The following is a 17,214-nucleotide window of genomic DNA, read 5'->3' as shown; positions in this document are numbered from 1 at the left end:
CATTTCCGCCTTTATGATCGGACTGATTGTTTCCTCGCTTTGGACGAAGGTGCGGGTAAGGTCAGCAAATAAAGGATTGGGGTAAAGGCATAAATTCCGACTTTTTCCCGAACATGACTCTTAGGATATCTAACTAAAAGAAATTAAGTTTAGGTATTTTAAAAATAGAAATAATTTTGTTGATAGCAGCCGGATTTGGGTAGATATCAACAAGTCAAGTTGATATACAATCGTTACCACACATTTGAAAAATGATGCGATTAAGACTAATAGCTATATTCACCTTCATAATTTGCGTAGAAAGCTTTGCTCAAAAAAGTGGAGAATTATTTGATACTATTTCAAAGCTTGACTATACCTTTTTTAAAGCCCTGAATGAATGTGACCTTAAGAAGTACGAATCTTTTTTAGCCTTTGACTATGAATTCTATCACGACAAACAAGGCTTAACAGTTTCTAAAGCAAGCGAAATGGAGTCAATGAGCTTGTTTTGTGGAGAACAAAGAGAAAGACAGCAAATTAAAAGGGTAATCCTAAATGAGAGTCTTGAAATATACCCTATTAATAATTATGGAGCTATTGAAAATGGAGAACATATTTTTCACCTCGTAATAGATGAGAATACCAGTAAACCTATTTCAAAAGCTAAATTCACATGTATCTGGAGGTTTGACAATAATGAATGGAAACTGGCAAGAACAATAAGTTATAATCATATTCCATACGGTAAAATTCAGCTTGATGATGAAATTCTTGAACAATACGAGGGAAACTATCAAGCCTCTGACAGAATGATTAACATCAAACAAGAAGGAAAAACTCTTAAAATAATGGATTTGGTGGATGAAAAAGAAGTGTGGAGCAATGATATGCTTGCAGAAACTGAGGACACATTCTATTTAAACCAGAATAATGTTCAAATCAAGTTTATAAAAAATAGAGGGAAAGTCGAAAAAATGGCCGTTTATGAAAATGGAGAATTAATAGAAGAAGCTATAAAAGAAAAATAAAAAACGTGTGGTTACAGGCGTTTTGCTCAATGGCAGGTGACGTGGTTAATTAAACTTCCTATCTCGCATCAACTTTTGAGATGTTTTGACAGTTTTGTGCTCCGAAATCCCCCACAGCAGAATACGGAAAAACGTTCTCTTTTATTTAATTAATCAAAACAAACGAACACGGTTTCGAATATTTCGTATATTTACCCATTAAAGCAAATGCCATGAACGAAATTTATAACATTGAAAGACCTTCTAAAGAAGAGCAAAAAGTAGCCTTGGAATCCTATGGCTCTCTTGCCCTTTTATTGGACCAAATCCATTCTGATTACCTTGAGATTGAAATTGAAGAAAATAGCCAGAGAATTAAGATTCCTCTGAAAGCATTGCGATTGCTAGCTAAAATCCTAAAAGAAACCAGTCAAGGTAAACCGGTATCTATCGTTCCTATCGCAACTGAAATTACTACTCAGGCAGCGGCCGAAATGGTTGGATGTTCGAGACCACATTTGGTAAAGCTACTTGAAAACGGAGAAATCAACTTTACGAAAATTGGCAGACATCGAAGAATCAAATACCAAGATATCCTTGATTATAAAAGAAAAATGAAAGCCGAACAACGGCAGTTGCTTATAGAAATCATGAAGGCTGACGAAGAAGCTGGGATATATGATTCATAGCGTTCGATTTACTTGTGTTCTTGATACCAATGTAATTTATCCTATTGATATCAGGGATCTTCTGTTTTGGTTTGCCTCTTACGACCTTTTTACACCAAAATGGAGTAATCATATTTTTAATGAATGGGAAAACGTAATGCTACGAAAGGGGATTCCTGACGAAGAGATCAAAAAAAGATTGAAAAAAGCGCAACTTGCTTTTCCGGATGCATTGGTTGATAATTATGAACCTCTGGTTAACTCTTTGGAATTGCCTGATGAAAAAGACAGACATGTATTAGCCGCAGCCATAAAAACAAATGCCAACATCATTGTTACGAATAACATAAAGGACTTCCCCGCAGCATACTTGGCAAGCTTTGGCATAACAGCAAAGACTGCTGATGACTTTATTACAGATACTATTGATCTTAATAATAACCTTGCATTGGAAGCTTTTAGAACTATGGTATTGAATAGGACAAACCCGAATCTTGATGTATTTGAAATATTAGAAAGATTGAGAAAAAATGGGTTGATTGATTCTGCAAACTATCTACATGCTTTGTTGTGAAATAGGCAAACTGAAGTCCTACGTACCCCAAACTTTTTGCCCTCCTTCCCTTGTACTTTTAAAAATACACCTTAATATTGTAAAACTAAATTTTAATTTATTATGAGGTTCACCTATCTCAGATCAGTTGCCCTTTTCTTGGCTGTTGCTATTTTCTTTGCGAGTTGTGCCAGCACGACCATGATCCAATCTAATCCATCTGATGCCAAGCTGTATATGAATGGGGAGTACATGGGGAATACTCCTTATGCCTACCGCGATACCAAAGTAGTCGGCAGTTCGACCTTGGTCAAATTGGAAAAAGAAGGATATAACCCTTTCAATACTTCTTTTTCAAGGGATGAGGAGTTGGATGTGGGCGCTTTGATCGGAGGATTATTTTTGTTGGTTCCTTTCCTTTGGATCATGAAGTACAAGCCATTTAGGACCTATACGCTTCAGCCTGCTGTCGGAGGGCTTGATACTAACTACTATTCCATCCCAAGTGGTCTGGATAAAACCAAAGCTGATAAACTGAGGGAATTAAAAAAATTGCTAGATGAAGGTGTGATCACCCAAGAAGAATTTGAAATAGAAAAAAAGAAAATCCTCGAAAGTTAAGGACCGATCAATTGCAGTAAATTTTTGATTTTGGAAGCGGATCATCCAAGGATAACATGAATCCTAACATTCCAATACTCCCCCGCTTTTTTGGAGCCCCAAGAATGTGATTGTATAGTCTTTGCAACTTATTGATAAATAAAACATTAGGCTTTACAATTTAAATCTAGGTTTCACTTAATCTCACCTTTTTATATTACCTTTCAGTTAATATTTTTTACTTAAGAAGAATTATATTTTCTCATTGCCATACAAAATGGAAACATTGCTTAAAACTCCCACTGGAATAAGCGGACTTGATGAAATCACAAATGGCGGATTCCCCAAAGGGCGCCCTGTACTTATTTGCGGGAGTGCCGGTTGTGGTAAAACGTTATTTGCTGCGCAGTTTCTTGTGAAAGGGATTACCGAGTATAACGAGCCGGGCGTATTCATGACTTTCGAGGAATCCGCAAAAGACCTCACACAGAATTTTGAGTCATTGGGTTTTGATTTTGAAAAATTACAGGCAGAAAAAAAACTACGCATTGACCATGTGCGCATTGAACGATCAGAGATAGAAGAAACCGGTGAGTATGATTTGGAAGGGATATTTATCCGGCTCAATTATGCCATTGATTCCATTGGTGCCAAAAGGGTAGTGCTTGATACCATCGAATCCCTGTTTTCAGGCATGGAAAACATGATATTGCTCCGTTCTGAAATCCGCAGGTTATTCACCTGGCTCAAAGACAAAGGCGTAACGACCGTAATCACAGGTGAAAGAGGTGATAATTCTTTGACGAGACAGGGTTTGGAAGAATATGTATCCGATTGCGTGATACTTCTTGATTTTCGGGTGATAGAACAGATTGCCACACGCAGATTGCGTATCGTCAAATATAGGGGCAGCACACACGGTACAAATGAATACCCCTTTCTCATAGACGAAAATGGAATTTCAGTTCTCCCGGTTACATCACTCAAATTAGATTATAAATCACCAACAGAAATTATCTCTTCAGGATTACCTCGATTGGACAAGTTATTTTCGACTGGGGGAATTTATCGTGCAAGCAGCACACTCATTACCGGCAATGCTGGCACTTCAAAAACAATTCTTGCAGGTCATTTTGCGATGAGCAGTTGCAAACGAAATGAACCCACGCTCTTTTTTTCCTTTGAAGAATCGCCTGACCAATTGGTAAGGAATATGGCTACAATCGGAATTGATTTTGAGCAAGCTATCAAATCAAAACTACTCCACATTCAAGCGTCACGGCCTTCGCTCCAAGGTTTGGAATTGCACCTGATGGTTCTTCATAATTTATTGGACGAGCTAAAACCACGTACTGTAATCATTGACCCCATCAGCAGCTTGATCACAATCGGTAATACCAATGAAGTACGGGCAATGTTAGTGAGGTTAATGGATACACTCAAAAAAAAGCAGGTCAACGCATTGTTTACTTCGCTCACCTATGATGGTCAATCAGAATTCAATAATTCTACCATTGACACTGTTTCTTCTCTTGCAGACACATGGATAGATCTGAGGAACGAAGCACTTAACAATGAAAGGGTACGGAGCCTGCGTATCGTAAAATCGAGGGGTATGGGCCACTCAAACAACCAACATGATTTTATTATTTCAGGGAAAGGATTCCAATTTACTTCTCCAAACAAAAAATAAAAAGCACATGCCAAAAGAAGAAAAATGGGAATTGCGTTTGTATATAGCAGGACAAACGCCCAATTCAGTACTTGCCTTGAAGAATATCTCTAAATATTGTGAGAATCATTTGAAAGGCAAATATATCATCGAGGTGGTTGACCTCTTGAAAAATCCACAGTTGGCTGAAGGGGATCAGATTTTTGCCATACCCACTTTGGTGCGAAAAGTTCCTGTACCCTTAAGAAAGATAATAGGAGACCTTTCCAATGAGGAGAAAGTTTTGGTTGGCTTAAATATCCGTCCGGTAACACTTTAATTATCTTACCATGAAAGAACCCACAGCGGATGAATTTATTGTCGAAGAGAATTTGGTGTTGACACTCTATATTTCAGGCATGTCCCAGAAATCCATGGAGGCTATTGATAACCTTAAGTGGCTGTGTGACAAATATTTAAAAGATTCTTTTGAACTGGAGATTGTAGATATATACAAAGACCCAAAGCTTGCTTCAGAACAACATATCGTGTTTAGTCCTTCACTTCTGAAAAAATCACCGTTGCCTAAAAAAACTTTGATAGGAACATTATCCGATACCAAAAAGGTATTGCAATCATTAGGCATTAAAATCAAGAAATAACTTTTTAGAAATGAAATTATCCGCCAAGCAATCAGCATTAAAAATCGAAGAGTTACAAAGCCGATTGGATGAATACGAGCAGCTAATTGAAGCCATCAAAGGAGGTGAAGTAGATGCCTTTGCATTGAAGACCAATAACCAATCCGAAATTTTTACACTTCGAACAGTAGACTATGCTTATAGATTGTTGGTTGAAAATTTTGGTGAAGGTGCACTTAACTTAACGGAAGAGGGATTGATTGTTTACACCAACAATTTTTTTCCCCAGCTTTTAAACCTTTCCTATGAAGACGTAATTGGAAATTCTTTTTATCAATATATACATCCTGAATCAATAGAAACATTCAATGAGCTTTTTAAAACAGCCTTAACCGCACAAGCGAAAGGTGAAATATTCTTATCGATTGCCGATTTGAAAGTTCCTGTTTATATATCGCTCACATCCTTATTTCCAACAATCCCAACGGTCGGTATGATAATCACCGACTTAACCGAAAAAAAGAAAGAAGAAGAAATATTAAAGATTAAAAACGCTGAATTAGAAAAATTGAACAGTGAACTTCACACATTCGCTTACATTACCAGTCATGATTTACAGGGGCCGCTGCGCAAAATCCAACTTTTGATCTCCTACATCATCGACAAAGAAAGAATTCAATTATCAGATAAGGGAAAAGACTATTTGAACAGGGTGCAGTATGCCGCAAATTCAATGCAGGTACTTATTCAGGATTTACTTGACTACTCACGCACCAATTCTACGGAAGGCAAATTGGAATACACCCACCTAAAAGAAATCATTGATGAAGTAAAGGATCAACTCAAAGATGAAATAAAGGATAAAAAAGCTATCATTGAGGCAAAGAAACTCAGTAGTGTCCATATTATCCCTTTCCAGTTTCGTCAACTCATGTACAATTTGATTGGCAACGCATTGAAATTTTCTAATCCTGCGCAAAGGCCGTTAATCATAATCAAAAGTAAAATAGCCAAAGGCATGGCATTTGACAATGCCAAACTTTCACCTCAAGTAAGTTATTGTCACATTTCTATTTCTGATAACGGCATCGGTTTTGAACCGGAATACAGTGAAAAAATATTTGAAATATTCTTCCGACTTCATGAACAAGCTGAATTTAAGGGCACAGGCATTGGACTTGCCATCGTGAAGAAAATTGTTGAAAACCATGGCGGAATTATTACAGCCAACAGTAAATTAAACATAGGCACCACATTTGATATTTTTATTCCTACAGCATTAGAAGACTAATTCACACTATCACTGCACATGTAGCGCAGATAAATTTTTTTGAAAACTTACAATAAAAGTCCATTGAGATTCTCATTATGAGAAGCATACCTAGGCTTCTAATTTGAGATAGAATATTTGGTAATTGGTAAAGAGTCGAAACAATATACTAATTACGGGATTTTTCATTTTAGCTACCTCACACTACTATTCACCCAAATTTCCATAAAGGCACGGTTAATGCATTAAAAAGATGCGGCTATTAGAAGCCGATGGCCGGAATATATTTTTTTGGCCTTTAAAATCAAGACCTACAGTGGTAAAACTATTAGCAAAAAATTTTAAGATTAAAGACCTCCCCATGCTATTATGGGATGCGGCCAAACTTTGGAATGCCAATAATCCTTGGAGATTGGGTGCAGTAGTGGCATACTATGCAGTATTGTCCATGCCCGGGTTGCTTATCTTGATCATCAATGCTGTTGGGGCATTTTGGGGAGAGGAGATCGTACAGGGCGAAATCACAGATCAGATTTCAGAGGCAATAGGCCCTGGTGCTGCAGAGTCTGTAGTCGCGATCATCGAAAATTCAAGTGAGGATAAAAGGACAGTTTTTGCCACCATCATGGGAATTGCCATATTGGTTTTTGGTGCGACAGGAGTATTTTACCAGCTTCAGATCTCAATGAATGAAATCTGGAGCGTCAAAGTAGACCCTGATGCCGGATGGTGGAAATTGGTCAAAGACAGGGCTTTAAGCCTTGCTTTTGTGATGGTCATTGCTTTTTTGCTGTTGATCAGCTTTGTAGTGTCCACAGCGCTGACGGTTTTGACTAGATTTCTTTCTAGACTTTGGGAGCCGTCATATGTGTATATAGCTCAATTTTTCGAGCTTGCTTTGTCCACTTTTGTGATCGGACTTTTGTTTGTGTTGATATTCAGGTTTATGCCTGACATGAAGATCAAGTGGAGGTCGGTGTGGTTGGGAGGTTTTTTGACAGCGATATTGTTCAATCTGGGTAAGATTTTGCTTAGCTTATATTTTGGTGCAGCAGATCCGGGTTCGACCTATGGTGCTGCGGGTTCGGTGGTATTGATTTTACTTTGGGTGTCCTATTCCTGTTTGATTTTATTTTATGGTGCTTCATTTACAAGAGTCTATGCGGAGAAATATGAGGATACAGTTCATCCTTCGGATTTTGCGATGAAAGTCGTCGATAAAGAAATCATCGTAGAAAAGGGAAATGAGGATATTCCCACCGAAGATTGATAATTGAAGCCAGCCATTGAAAAATATTTTACAATGAGTTAATTTATCTTATTTTAGTATTTTCATCAAGTAAAAACATTTTTTCTAAATATTTTACAAAAAATTAAGGTATGGATAGGATAGGCAATCTGGGGATGGGCGCCATTGTTGGAGATAATGGTGTGACTTTTAGAGTTTGGGCTCCCAATGCCAACAGTGTTTTTGTGATGGGCAGTTTCAATGATTGGAAAGAGGATGAATACCCATTAGAACATGAAAACGGGGGCTATTGGGCTGTCCATGTGGATGAGGCAGGAGAAGGTGCCGAGTATAAATATGTCATCTACAACGGCGATAATAAAATCACCAAAAACGATCCCTATGCCAGGAAAGTAACCAACAGTGTTGGCAATTCTGTGGTGATCAACCTCAGAAAAGATTGGGAAAACCACAACTTTCAGCTTCCTTCTTTCAATAAATTGGTGATCTATGAGATGCACATCGGGACATTCAATAGGGAAGGGCTTAATGAAGGGGAGGTAGGTGATTTTTTTACGGCAGCCAAAAGGTTAGATTACCTGCGAGACCTTGGTATCACCGCCATAGAAATCATGCCCGTGATGGAATTTGCAGGAGACCAATCTTGGGGGTATAATCCTGCCCATCCTTTTGCAGTAGAATCTGCCTATGGTGGACCGGATGGGCTGAAGCATTTTATCTTTGAAGCACATACCAGGGGTATCGCCATCATTATGGATGTGGTGTACAACCATTTTGGACCATCTGATATCGATCTTTGGCAGTTTGACGGTTGGCAGGAAAATGACCTTGGGGGAATATATTTTTACAATGATTACAAAGCCAAAACCCCTTGGGGTGAAAACCGACCTGATTATGGAAGGAAGGAGGTAAGAAACTACATCAGGGACAACGCACTGATGTGGCTTGACGACTACCAATGTGATGGGTTACGATTTGATGCCACCGCGGTCATCCGTTTTATGCAAAATGAGGACCCACAAAATAATGCCACTTTAGAGGAAGGATATCGTTTTCTGCAGCAACTTAACGGGGAGCTCAGATCTAAATTTCCAGGCAAAATCCTGATCGCTGAGGACCTCAAAGCAGATCCTATTGTCACTTCGGATATCAAGCTGAATGGACTTGGATTCCATACCCAATGGGGTTTGGGATTTGTCAACCACATTCGACGTGTTCTACTTGAAATAGAAGACAAGCACCGAAACCTCCAGTTGGTGGTCGAATCATTGTTCCTTTCCTTCAACAATGACGTCTTCCAAAGGGTGATATTCACCGAATCCCATGACGAAGTGGCTAATGGATCCGCGAGACTGCCTGAGGAAATTCAACCCGGAGAGGCGGATGGCGAATTTGCCAAGAAGAAATCCACTTTGGGTGCCATCACGCTCATGACGGCCCCGGGGATTCCCATGATATTTCAAGGACAGGAATTTATCACTTATGGATCTTTTACAGATACGGAGCCTTTGGATTGGGGGCGACAGGCTGAATTCAACGGCATATCAAGGATGTACCAAGATCTCATCCGGATGCGTAATGGCCGGGATGAAGCTACAGTAGGATTGACAGGTCAGCAGACAGAAACATTGCATTTCAACCAAGATACTTTGGTTTTGGCATACAGCAGGACGCATATCGATCATCAAGACCGTCCCGTGATCGTGGTACTTAATTTTTCACATGAGACATACACTGATTACCAACTCGGTGTTCCCCTAGAGGGCAGTTGGAATGTGAAATTTAACAGTGGTTGGAAAGGTTATGATGAAGATTTCGCTGGGACAGAGAATATGTCTGTTTCGGCCCAAGGTCCATTTGAAAAAAAGCCAAGATCTGTAAAGCTGGATATCCCGGCTTTTGGAGGAATTATTTTGATCAGGTAATGGCGTATATTTAATTGATTATCAGCTATAAAAACTCAATCTATACTAAAGGAATTGAGTATTTTCTCCCAATAGTAATCTTCATTCGGATTTAGACCATTTAAATAGTACCTTAATCCTGTAGAGTCTCCCTAATATAAATTACGTCTCGCTTAAGCATCAATGCTTCATTCTTCAAAACAAAAAGGCATGGGAAATTTCAAAAAAACGACAATTGAAAAGGATGCAGTATCAGAAACTAATCGAAAGAATGAATTTCCGATTGTAGCCATTGGTGCTTCGGCAGGAGGTCTGGAAGCCATTTCTGAATTGTTGAAGTATCTGGCCCCCGACACCGGAATGGCTTTTATTTTTGTACAGCATCTCAGTCCGGATCATAAGAGTATGCTGACCCCATTATTAGCAAAGATTACCACAATGGAGGTTGGCGAAGTCAAAAATCAGGTTCAGATCAAGCCGGATACGTTTTACATCATTCCACCCGATAAGGAAATTACTGTAGAGAATGACCATATTATTTTATCCCCAAGACCTGAAAGTCCAAAATTTAATTTCCCTATCGACATCCTGTTTACATCTCTGTCTAAGACGCACAAGGAAAATGTAATTGGGATTATCCTAAGCGGAAGTGCCACCGACGGTACCAATGGCATGAGGTCTGTCAAGCAGGAAGGAGGACTTACTTTTGCCCAGGATGGTTCAGCCAAATTTGACAGCATGCCAAAATCAGCCATTACTGCCGGTTTTGTCGATTTTATATTGTCTCCCAAAGACATCGCGCTTGAGTTGAACAGGCTTAGCCAAAATCCTCTTGTCAAAATTTCAGTTGCCAAGACACGGGAAGAAGACCTGATTGACGATGAAGATCCGGATTTGGCAGCCATCATCCAAAGCCTTCAAACATTCACAGGAGTTGATTTTTCGGTTTACAAAATGAGAACCATCAAAAGAAGGATACTCAGAAGGATGCTCCTCAATAAAATAACCGATCTCAAAGGCTACATCAACCTTATAGCCGAAAAAAATGAAGAATTGGATATCCTCTATCAGGATTTACTGATCAATGTGACCAGCTTTTTTCGGGATTCAGACACCTACAAGTACCTGAAAGACACCCTTCTTCCCAAGCTCCTACAATCAAAAAATGATGTAGACACCTTTCGTGTATGGGTTCCTGCTTGCTCTTCGGGCGAGGAAGCGCTGTCGATTGCGATGATGCTTCTTGAAATTCAAGAAAATACCGAAAAACATATCCCCATTCAGATGTTTGCTACTGACCTGAGCGAAAAAGCAATTCAAAAAGCACGGGTTGGGATATACACCAAAAGTGAATTGGAATCTGTGTCCCCCAAAAGGTTACAGCGCTTTTTTTCCAAATCAGGCAGTAATTTCAGGGTTTCCAAAACAATCCGAGACATCTGTGTCTATGCGCCTCATAATGTGCTGAAGGATCCGCCTTTTTCGAGGATCGATTTTATCAGCTGCAGGAATCTTTTCATCTACCTTGATTCAGCAGCGCAAAAAAGGGTTTTATATACTTTCCATTACGCATTGAATGATACAGGATATTTGATGTTGGGCAAAGCAGAGACAGTCAGTGCTTCTCCTAACCTATTCTCAGAAGTCAATAAAAAGTATAGAATATATTCAAAATTAAACAGCGCCGATGGACGCACGCTACCGTTACCGACTTCCCGAATGCCAAAAGGAGATACACCACCTATTAGTCCACCCGCGAGTACTGATTTCAAATCAGGTATTGCCAAAATGACCTCATTGCAGACCAGTAAGAGTCTGGATCAGGCAATTGATGCATTGCTTGTCAATAATTATCTTCCTCCCTGTGCTATCATCAATCAACAGATGGAAATCATCCAGTTTCGGGGAAAAACCGATCTATACTTTAGCCATTTTTCAGGAAAAGCTTCATTGAATATCCTGAAGCTGGTAAGAAAAGAACTGGCATTTCACTTAAGAAGTCTGATTTCAAAATCCATCAAAACCGATCAAGCTGTACGTAAAAGCGGCATTGAAATGAAGATCAATGATATTGATTTTGTAATCAGCATCGAGGTGGCACCGCTTCATTTTGATTATGAAGAAAACTTGATGCTGGTGATTTTTTCCCAGCATGATCAGGCGGCAAGAATGCCTCATAAGAAAGGTGTAGATACAGGTCAGGAACCAATTTTAGAATTCAAAGAACAAAAAATCACTCAGCTCGAGGAAGATCTGGTTTCGGCACAGCAAGATGCCATGGAACTGGCCCAAGAGCAGGAGGGATTCATCGAGGAACTTCAAAGTGCCAACGAGGAAGTGGTATCCAGCAATGAGGAACTACAGACGGTAAATGAAGAACTGGAGACATCCAAAGAAGAACTGGAATCTTCCAACGAGGAGCTCGTCACTACCAACCAAGAACTACAGACCAGGAATGACCTGCTCAATGAATCCTATGAGTATTCCAATGCCATTATAGCCACGCTGCATGAGCCGATGATCATCTTGGACAAAAACCTGCGGATAAAGACAGCTAACAATTCATTTTTTAGGTTTTTCCAGATGAAAGAGGATCAGATTAATGGCAGAAAGTTACTTGAATTGGAAGAGCAACAATGGAATATTCCAAGTCTGAGGGAACTATTGGAGCGTATTATTCCAAAAAATTCTTCATTTAATAGCTTTAAAATCACACATACCTTTCCCAGAATTGGCGAGAAAGTCTTTTTGCTCAATGCCAGCCGACTTATCCAAAAGAGCCATAATGAACAATTGATCTTACTTTCCTTCAATGATATCACCGATGCCGAACATACCAAAAAAATGGAATTGGAAGAATATACCAAGAACATAGCGGCAACAAAAAATTATAATCTTAAGCTAGAAAAAGCGGTTTCGGAAAGAACAGATCAACTTCACCTGTCCAATAAAGCCCTTTCAGAAAAAAACAATGAACTCGGAAGAATGAACAAAGAGCTCGAAGCCTTTGCCTACGTTTCCAGTCATGACCTCCAAGAGCCTCTCAGGAAGATCCAGACTTTTGCCGACCGGATACTTGAAAAAGAGGAAGGAAACCTATCGGCTTCCGGCAAGGTTTATTTTCAGCACATGCAGAAGTCAGCCAATAGGATGCAAAGGCTGATAGAAGAATTGTTGACCTTTACAAGTCTCAATTCTGCTGAAAGGAAATTTGAATCTCTTCCCCTCGAAGACATTATCAAGGATGTACAGACGGAAATGAAAGAAGTAATAGAGGGAAAAAAAGCCTCCCTTACTATCAATAAGATGTGTAAGGTAAGCGTGATCCCCTTTCAATTCAGACAACTATTCAATAACCTCATTAGTAATTCTTTGAAGTTTGCCAAACCTGATAGGCCTGTCAAAATCACTATTTCTTCTAAAATTATTAAAAGAGAAAAAATAAAAACAGTTGAGGAACTGGAACAAGATGTATATTGCCATATTAGGTTTTCGGATGATGGGATAGGATTTGACCAGGTTTACAGCAAGAAGATTTTTGAAGTATTTGAAAAACTACACAGCAAAGATGATTACCCGGGAACGGGAATAGGACTTGCCATCGTAAAAAAGATCGTCGAAAACCATAATGGAATCATTGAAGCCACCAGTGAATTAAATAAAGGAACTATCTTTGATATTTACTTACCAGCGAAATAATGAGTGTAAAATCCATAAAAATACTACTAGCAGACGATGATGAAGCAGATAGACTCTTGTTTAGAGAGGCTTTTGACGAATTGAAAGTCGGTGCTTACGTCAATACGGTCAATGACGGTGACGAACTCATGCATCTTTTGCATAATGCCAAAACCGAAAACCTTCCACATATCCTCTTTCTCGACATCAATATGCCAAGAAAAAACGGGATAGAATGCTTGAAGGAAATCCGGGCGGACAAAAAATTCAAAGAGATTTCAGTTGCTATCTATTCCACCTCTTCTTCGGAAAATGACATGGAGGCGACTTTTCTCAATGGTGCCAATGTCTATATCCATAAGCCCAACGATTTTCAAAAATTGAAAAAGGTGTTGGAAAAAGCCATCGTTTATGCCAATGTGTACCAAGACCCGCCTTTCAATAAAGACAATTTCCTATTGATGGCCGAATAATCAAATAACTCTAAAAAGTGGAAAACCCTAGAATTCATATCAAATACATGGTCAGCCTGCGCTGTATCATGGTTGTCAAAGAAGAACTCAATAAATTGGGTATCCGCTATTCAAGTGTCAATCTGGGAGAAGTAGAAATTGCAGAAAAAATTACCTCCTCCCAAAAGGATGCATTGAGGATCAATTTAAAAAAAATCGGTCTCGAACTCCTTGATGATAAAAAGAGCATTTTGATCGATAAGATCAAGAATGAAATCATCAAAATGATCCACCAATCGGAATCTCTGCCAAGAATAAATTATTCAGACTTTATCAGCGAACAACTAGGGTATGACTATACCTATTTGTCTAATATTTTTTCGGAGGTCCAAGGAATCACCATACAGCAATTCATCATTTTTAATAAAATCGAAAAAGTAAAGGAGATGTTGTTGTACAATGAATTCAATCTGACGGAGATCTCGTACCAATTGGACTACAGCAGCGTGTCACATCTTTCCAATCAGTTTAAAAAAGTGACAGGACTGACGCCTTCATTTTATAAATACATGAAAGAGATGAGGAAGAAAAATCTGAATATGGATTGAAGTTTTGCGGCATATTTTTTTGTCAAAAGACCGTGGTCGACGGTTCACCGCGACTGCAAGGGTAACTCAATCCGGGTTGAATTTTGTCAGCTGATCTAAAGCTTACACCTTTTGGGTCCCTAGCAAAGAAGAGGATAACCGTATCAATTTATGCATCTGTGGACTGTCGACTATCGACATTTCTCGGATTGAATTCCGAATTTGCCGGCTGTGGACTGTGGACTGTCGACTATGGACTTTTTACCTCATTTGGCAGATGTTTTTATATAGTTCAAGTTATATATTACAGCATTTTCATGTTTGAAGGAATATCGAAATCTTGGTCTGAATGTTGGACTTATAGAATTATAAATAGTTCTAACATTAAATAAAAATATCATGACACATTCAGAAGAATTGATCAGCACACTCAATGACCTTGTTTTAATCAATAATGACAGGGTTGAAGGCTATCAAAATGCAATGGAATCATTAGAGGTGCAGGATTCTGATTTGAAGATGCTTTTTGCCAAAATGATTTCCAACAGTAGAGACCATATCAGGGTTCTCGGTGACATGATCATGTCATTAGGGGGAAAAGTGGAAGACGGGACTACGACTTCAGGCAAAATCTTCCGTTCATGGATGAGTATCAAATCTGTATTTACGGTAAATGACAGGACAAGTGCTTTGGAATCTTGCGAATCAGGAGAAGATGCAGCTTTGAAAGCATATGATATGGCTTTTGCCTCAGATGCTGAGATGAGTGTAGATGTCAGACAGACACTGATGGACCAAAGAGTTTCTATCAAAGGAGACCACAATCAGATCAAAAAATTGAGAGATTTGCATCAGAATTTGGCCTAATTCCTAGACCAACCTAAACCATCCCATAAATCGGGATGGTTTTTTTTTTGAAATGGTTACTTTATATCTACTCTTCACTTCCAGTGAGATAAAGTACTGATAATAATCAAGGTTAAGATAAATCACTTCCACAAACCTCGTTTTTTCTCCCTTGCTTCTGTTTGGAGTTTGACAAATTGATCTGCGTGCTTGACATTCGGAGGAACAGTCATCACAGAGGCATAGCCGTTTTTGATCAGGTAGGTATTGAGAAAGGTGCCATCTTCAAGATAGACATAAGCCAAGGTGCGTTTATATCGGTCGTATTTGCCGACATCGTACTCCAGCCGCACCCTTTTTCCTGTCAAAAGTTGTTCAAGAAAGATTTTTGATTCTTTGCCGTAGTATCCAATTTCTTTTTTTCCAGTTTTTCTAGATTCCGGTGCATCCACCCCAATCAGACGGATTTTTTCTCTTTCCTGATTTTCATTGACAATCCAAAAAGTATCCCCGTCCACGACTTTGGAAACTTGGTGCCAATTCACTTTGGATTGAGCGGAGACTTGCTGTAGGGAAAAAAGCAGAAATAGTAAGGGTAATAGATAATGTTGGGTTTTGAGCATGTGCTAAAGTAGCAGTAATTTTCAAGAATCAAGAGGCGAGCCCTTCGACTTCGCTCAGGGACCTAAGAGGCGAGAGGTGAGCCCTTTGACTTCGCTCAGGGACCTAAGAAACGAGAAACGAGAGATTTGATGCGAGATGCGAGATGCGAGAAACGAGAATTGTTTTAACATCGGTTCAAGATTATGAGAAACCGCTAATTCTTCACGGAATCAGTTAACCAAATAACCAAATAACCAACCATTAACCAATATCCTAGCAACCCGACAACGCGAAGCAGACAACAATTACAACAATTACAACCATTACAACCCCTACAACCAATACAACCAATACAAGGAGACCCTTCGTTCCTCAGGGTGACGATTGCTGTCTACACCGCCCACTTCCTATCATTGGTAAACGCCACGTTCAGCCATTTTTTGAGGGAGATTGGTTTCATCTTAGTCAGGATTTCTTCCCTGATACCATCCTGTTCCGAAAGGCTAGGTTGCCATCCTTCAGGTGATACCACAAAGTCTATTTCTATAAAAAGTTTTGGCCCTGACTTTGAAACTCTCAAAAACGACTCCTGAAATTGGTATTCCTTTTCAATACTTTCCACGATTTGTTGACATAGATCAAGGTATTTGGTATCGGCTTTCATATCCAGCACTTCCCTGATCTGCAAACCCATATTGGTAATCGGTACTTTGAGAAAATACCCTGATACCACAATGACCATCAGAGGATCCATATAGGGCATCAAATGGCTGTAAGTGGTATAGCCCAATCCGATGGACAATAAAAACCCAAGCAATACAGCCAAGCTGAGAAAAGTGTCCATCAGCCACTGTTGCGACTCAGCTTCGATCAGGCCGGAAGGGATGTGTTTTTGTTTCTTTTTCAATACCAAGTGGACCAGATAGCAACTCAAAGTGGCGATAAAGGCATAAATCGATCCCGAACCGGCATTGACCTCTTGTCCTCCTGAAAGTAAAGTCGATATTCCGGAGAATAAAGCAAAAAGACAAAGGATGGTGATGACAAGGAATTTGCCCAAGATAATGATGGGTTCAATCATTTCTTTGCCATATGGAAACCGGTCAAAATCCTGTCTAGCCATAAAGGAAGCAGTGATGAGGGAAATCATGGACAGCCCTACACTGATCAAGGAATAAATGCCGTCAAAAAGGATGATTTTGGAGTTTTCGAAAATACCCCAAACCACAGCCAAGAGTGCAGAAAGCAAAGCGCCATAAACCGAGAATTTCAGAAGTTGCTTTTCTGTGTTCATATTTTTTCGATTATCATCCAAATGGTGAAAAAAATCAAAAATCTCATTTCTTAAAGGTATGTATTAACAAAATGAAGTCAATAGGAGATTTTTAAAAAAGGAAGAAATGATGGCTTTGGATTTTGGAAATTTTTTTTGTCCTCGACGATGTGGTTATTTCGCCCTTTCAGGGCTTTCCATACTCGTTCGATTTTTCTATGGATGGGCTGCACCCATCCCTGAGATATTC

The 17,214-nt window shown here is 39.3% G+C and carries 16 protein-coding genes; 14 read left to right on the top strand and 2 right to left on the bottom strand.

Annotated features, from left to right (window positions below):
• Positions 1-251 precede the first annotated feature (251 nt).
• The 14 genes from M3O96_RS03905 (at position 252) to M3O96_RS03840 (ending at position 15,109) form a co-directional block, all read left to right on the top strand.
• Positions 252-1,010: a nuclear transport factor 2 family protein gene (locus M3O96_RS03905; RefSeq protein WP_249718946.1), complete on the top strand. Its 759-nt coding sequence runs from the start codon at positions 252-254 to the stop codon at positions 1,008-1,010.
• 212 nt (positions 1,011-1,222) lie between these two features.
• The gene (locus M3O96_RS03900) at positions 1,223-1,678 is read left to right on the top strand and encodes an excisionase family DNA-binding protein (RefSeq protein WP_249718944.1); all 456 of its coding nucleotides are present in this window, start codon (positions 1,223-1,225) and stop codon (positions 1,676-1,678) included.
• Positions 1,668-2,231 (top strand): PIN domain-containing protein, encoded by a 564-nt coding sequence (locus tag M3O96_RS03895; RefSeq protein WP_249718942.1) that lies wholly within the window; start codon positions 1,668-1,670, stop codon positions 2,229-2,231. Before M3O96_RS03900 ends, M3O96_RS03895 begins: the two co-directional genes overlap by 11 nt.
• 102 nt (positions 2,232-2,333) lie before the next feature.
• Positions 2,334-2,831, top strand: a complete 498-nt coding sequence (locus M3O96_RS03890) for a PEGA domain-containing protein (protein ID WP_249718940.1) — start codon at positions 2,334-2,336, stop codon at positions 2,829-2,831.
• A gap of 256 nt (positions 2,832-3,087) precedes the next feature.
• Entirely contained in the window at positions 3,088-4,503 is a 1,416-nt protein-coding gene (gene kaiC, locus M3O96_RS03885) for a circadian clock protein KaiC (RefSeq protein WP_249718938.1), read from the top strand.
• Positions 4,504-4,510: 7 nt separating this feature from the next.
• Positions 4,511-4,801, top strand: a complete 291-nt coding sequence (locus M3O96_RS03880) for a circadian clock KaiB family protein (RefSeq protein ID WP_249718936.1) — start codon at positions 4,511-4,513, stop codon at positions 4,799-4,801.
• A 10-nt stretch (positions 4,802-4,811) separates the two neighbouring features.
• Positions 4,812-5,123, top strand: coding sequence for a circadian clock KaiB family protein (locus tag M3O96_RS03875; protein WP_249718934.1), 312 nt, complete (start codon positions 4,812-4,814; stop codon positions 5,121-5,123).
• 10 nt (positions 5,124-5,133) lie between these two features.
• Positions 5,134-6,393, top strand: coding sequence for a sensor histidine kinase (locus tag M3O96_RS03870; RefSeq protein ID WP_249718932.1), 1,260 nt, complete (start codon positions 5,134-5,136; stop codon positions 6,391-6,393).
• Positions 6,394-6,688: 295 nt separating this feature from the next.
• Positions 6,689-7,642: a YihY/virulence factor BrkB family protein gene (locus M3O96_RS03865; protein ID WP_249718931.1), complete on the top strand. Its 954-nt coding sequence runs from the start codon at positions 6,689-6,691 to the stop codon at positions 7,640-7,642.
• Between the two features lie 110 nt (positions 7,643-7,752).
• Complete coding sequence (locus M3O96_RS03860; protein ID WP_249718930.1) at positions 7,753-9,546, top strand: alpha-amylase family glycosyl hydrolase; 1,794 nt, start codon at positions 7,753-7,755, stop codon at positions 9,544-9,546.
• 189 nt (positions 9,547-9,735) lie between these two features.
• On the top strand, positions 9,736-13,224 hold the full coding sequence (locus tag M3O96_RS03855) for a CheR family methyltransferase (protein WP_249718929.1): 3,489 nt from the start codon (positions 9,736-9,738) through the stop codon (positions 13,222-13,224).
• Positions 13,224-13,676 carry a response regulator gene (locus tag M3O96_RS03850; RefSeq protein WP_249718928.1) on the top strand — a complete coding sequence of 151 codons (453 nt, stop codon included), beginning with the start codon at positions 13,224-13,226 and terminating at the stop codon, positions 13,674-13,676. The genes M3O96_RS03855 and M3O96_RS03850 overlap by 1 nt, the downstream gene beginning before the upstream one ends.
• Positions 13,677-13,693: 17 nt before the next feature.
• Positions 13,694-14,263 (top strand): helix-turn-helix domain-containing protein, encoded by a 570-nt coding sequence (locus M3O96_RS03845; RefSeq protein WP_349630831.1) that lies wholly within the window; start codon positions 13,694-13,696, stop codon positions 14,261-14,263.
• A gap of 378 nt (positions 14,264-14,641) precedes the next feature.
• A complete protein-coding gene (locus M3O96_RS03840) occupies positions 14,642-15,109 on the top strand; it encodes a ferritin-like domain-containing protein (RefSeq protein WP_249718927.1) in 468 nt (155 codons plus the stop codon).
• Between the two features lie 122 nt (positions 15,110-15,231).
• Here the strand turns inward: M3O96_RS03840 and M3O96_RS03835 are convergent, their stop codons facing one another.
• Complete coding sequence (locus M3O96_RS03835) at positions 15,232-15,711, bottom strand: thermonuclease family protein (RefSeq protein ID WP_249718926.1); 480 nt, start codon at positions 15,709-15,711, stop codon at positions 15,232-15,234.
• A 371-nt stretch (positions 15,712-16,082) separates the two neighbouring features.
• Positions 16,083-16,985: a cation diffusion facilitator family transporter gene (locus tag M3O96_RS03830; RefSeq protein ID WP_249718925.1), complete on the bottom strand. Its 903-nt coding sequence runs from the start codon at positions 16,983-16,985 to the stop codon at positions 16,083-16,085.
• Between the last annotated feature and the right edge of the window lie 229 nt (positions 16,986-17,214).

Source organism: Aquiflexum sp. TKW24L, assembly GCF_023502205.1.
In the GTDB taxonomy this organism is placed as follows: Bacteria; Bacteroidota; Bacteroidia; order Cytophagales; family Cyclobacteriaceae; genus Cognataquiflexum.
This window is presented reverse-complemented; position numbering and strand designations above follow the sequence as displayed.

Excerpts from the sequence above, each read along its gene's own strand:
- M3O96_RS03905 (WP_249718946.1), top strand. The coding sequence starts at position 252 with ATGATGCGATTAAGACTAATAGCTATATTCACCTTCATAATTTGCGTA.
- M3O96_RS03900 (WP_249718944.1), top strand. The coding sequence starts at position 1,223 with ATGAACGAAATTTATAACATTGAAAGACCTTCTAAAGAAGAGCAAAAA.
- M3O96_RS03895 (WP_249718942.1), top strand. The coding sequence starts at position 1,668 with ATGATTCATAGCGTTCGATTTACTTGTGTTCTTGATACCAATGTAATT.
- M3O96_RS03890 (WP_249718940.1), top strand. The coding sequence starts at position 2,334 with ATGAGGTTCACCTATCTCAGATCAGTTGCCCTTTTCTTGGCTGTTGCT.
- kaiC (WP_249718938.1), top strand. The coding sequence starts at position 3,088 with ATGGAAACATTGCTTAAAACTCCCACTGGAATAAGCGGACTTGATGAA.
- M3O96_RS03880 (WP_249718936.1), top strand. The coding sequence starts at position 4,511 with ATGCCAAAAGAAGAAAAATGGGAATTGCGTTTGTATATAGCAGGACAA.
- M3O96_RS03875 (WP_249718934.1), top strand. The coding sequence starts at position 4,812 with ATGAAAGAACCCACAGCGGATGAATTTATTGTCGAAGAGAATTTGGTG.
- M3O96_RS03870 (WP_249718932.1), top strand. The coding sequence starts at position 5,134 with ATGAAATTATCCGCCAAGCAATCAGCATTAAAAATCGAAGAGTTACAA.
- M3O96_RS03860 (WP_249718930.1), top strand. The coding sequence starts at position 7,753 with ATGGATAGGATAGGCAATCTGGGGATGGGCGCCATTGTTGGAGATAAT.
- M3O96_RS03855 (WP_249718929.1), top strand. The coding sequence starts at position 9,736 with ATGGGAAATTTCAAAAAAACGACAATTGAAAAGGATGCAGTATCAGAA.
- M3O96_RS03850 (WP_249718928.1), top strand. The coding sequence starts at position 13,224 with ATGAGTGTAAAATCCATAAAAATACTACTAGCAGACGATGATGAAGCA.
- M3O96_RS03840 (WP_249718927.1), top strand. The coding sequence starts at position 14,642 with ATGACACATTCAGAAGAATTGATCAGCACACTCAATGACCTTGTTTTA.
- M3O96_RS03835 (WP_249718926.1), bottom strand. The coding sequence starts at position 15,711 with ATGCTCAAAACCCAACATTATCTATTACCCTTACTATTTCTGCTTTTT.
- M3O96_RS03830 (WP_249718925.1), bottom strand. The coding sequence starts at position 16,985 with ATGAACACAGAAAAGCAACTTCTGAAATTCTCGGTTTATGGCGCTTTG.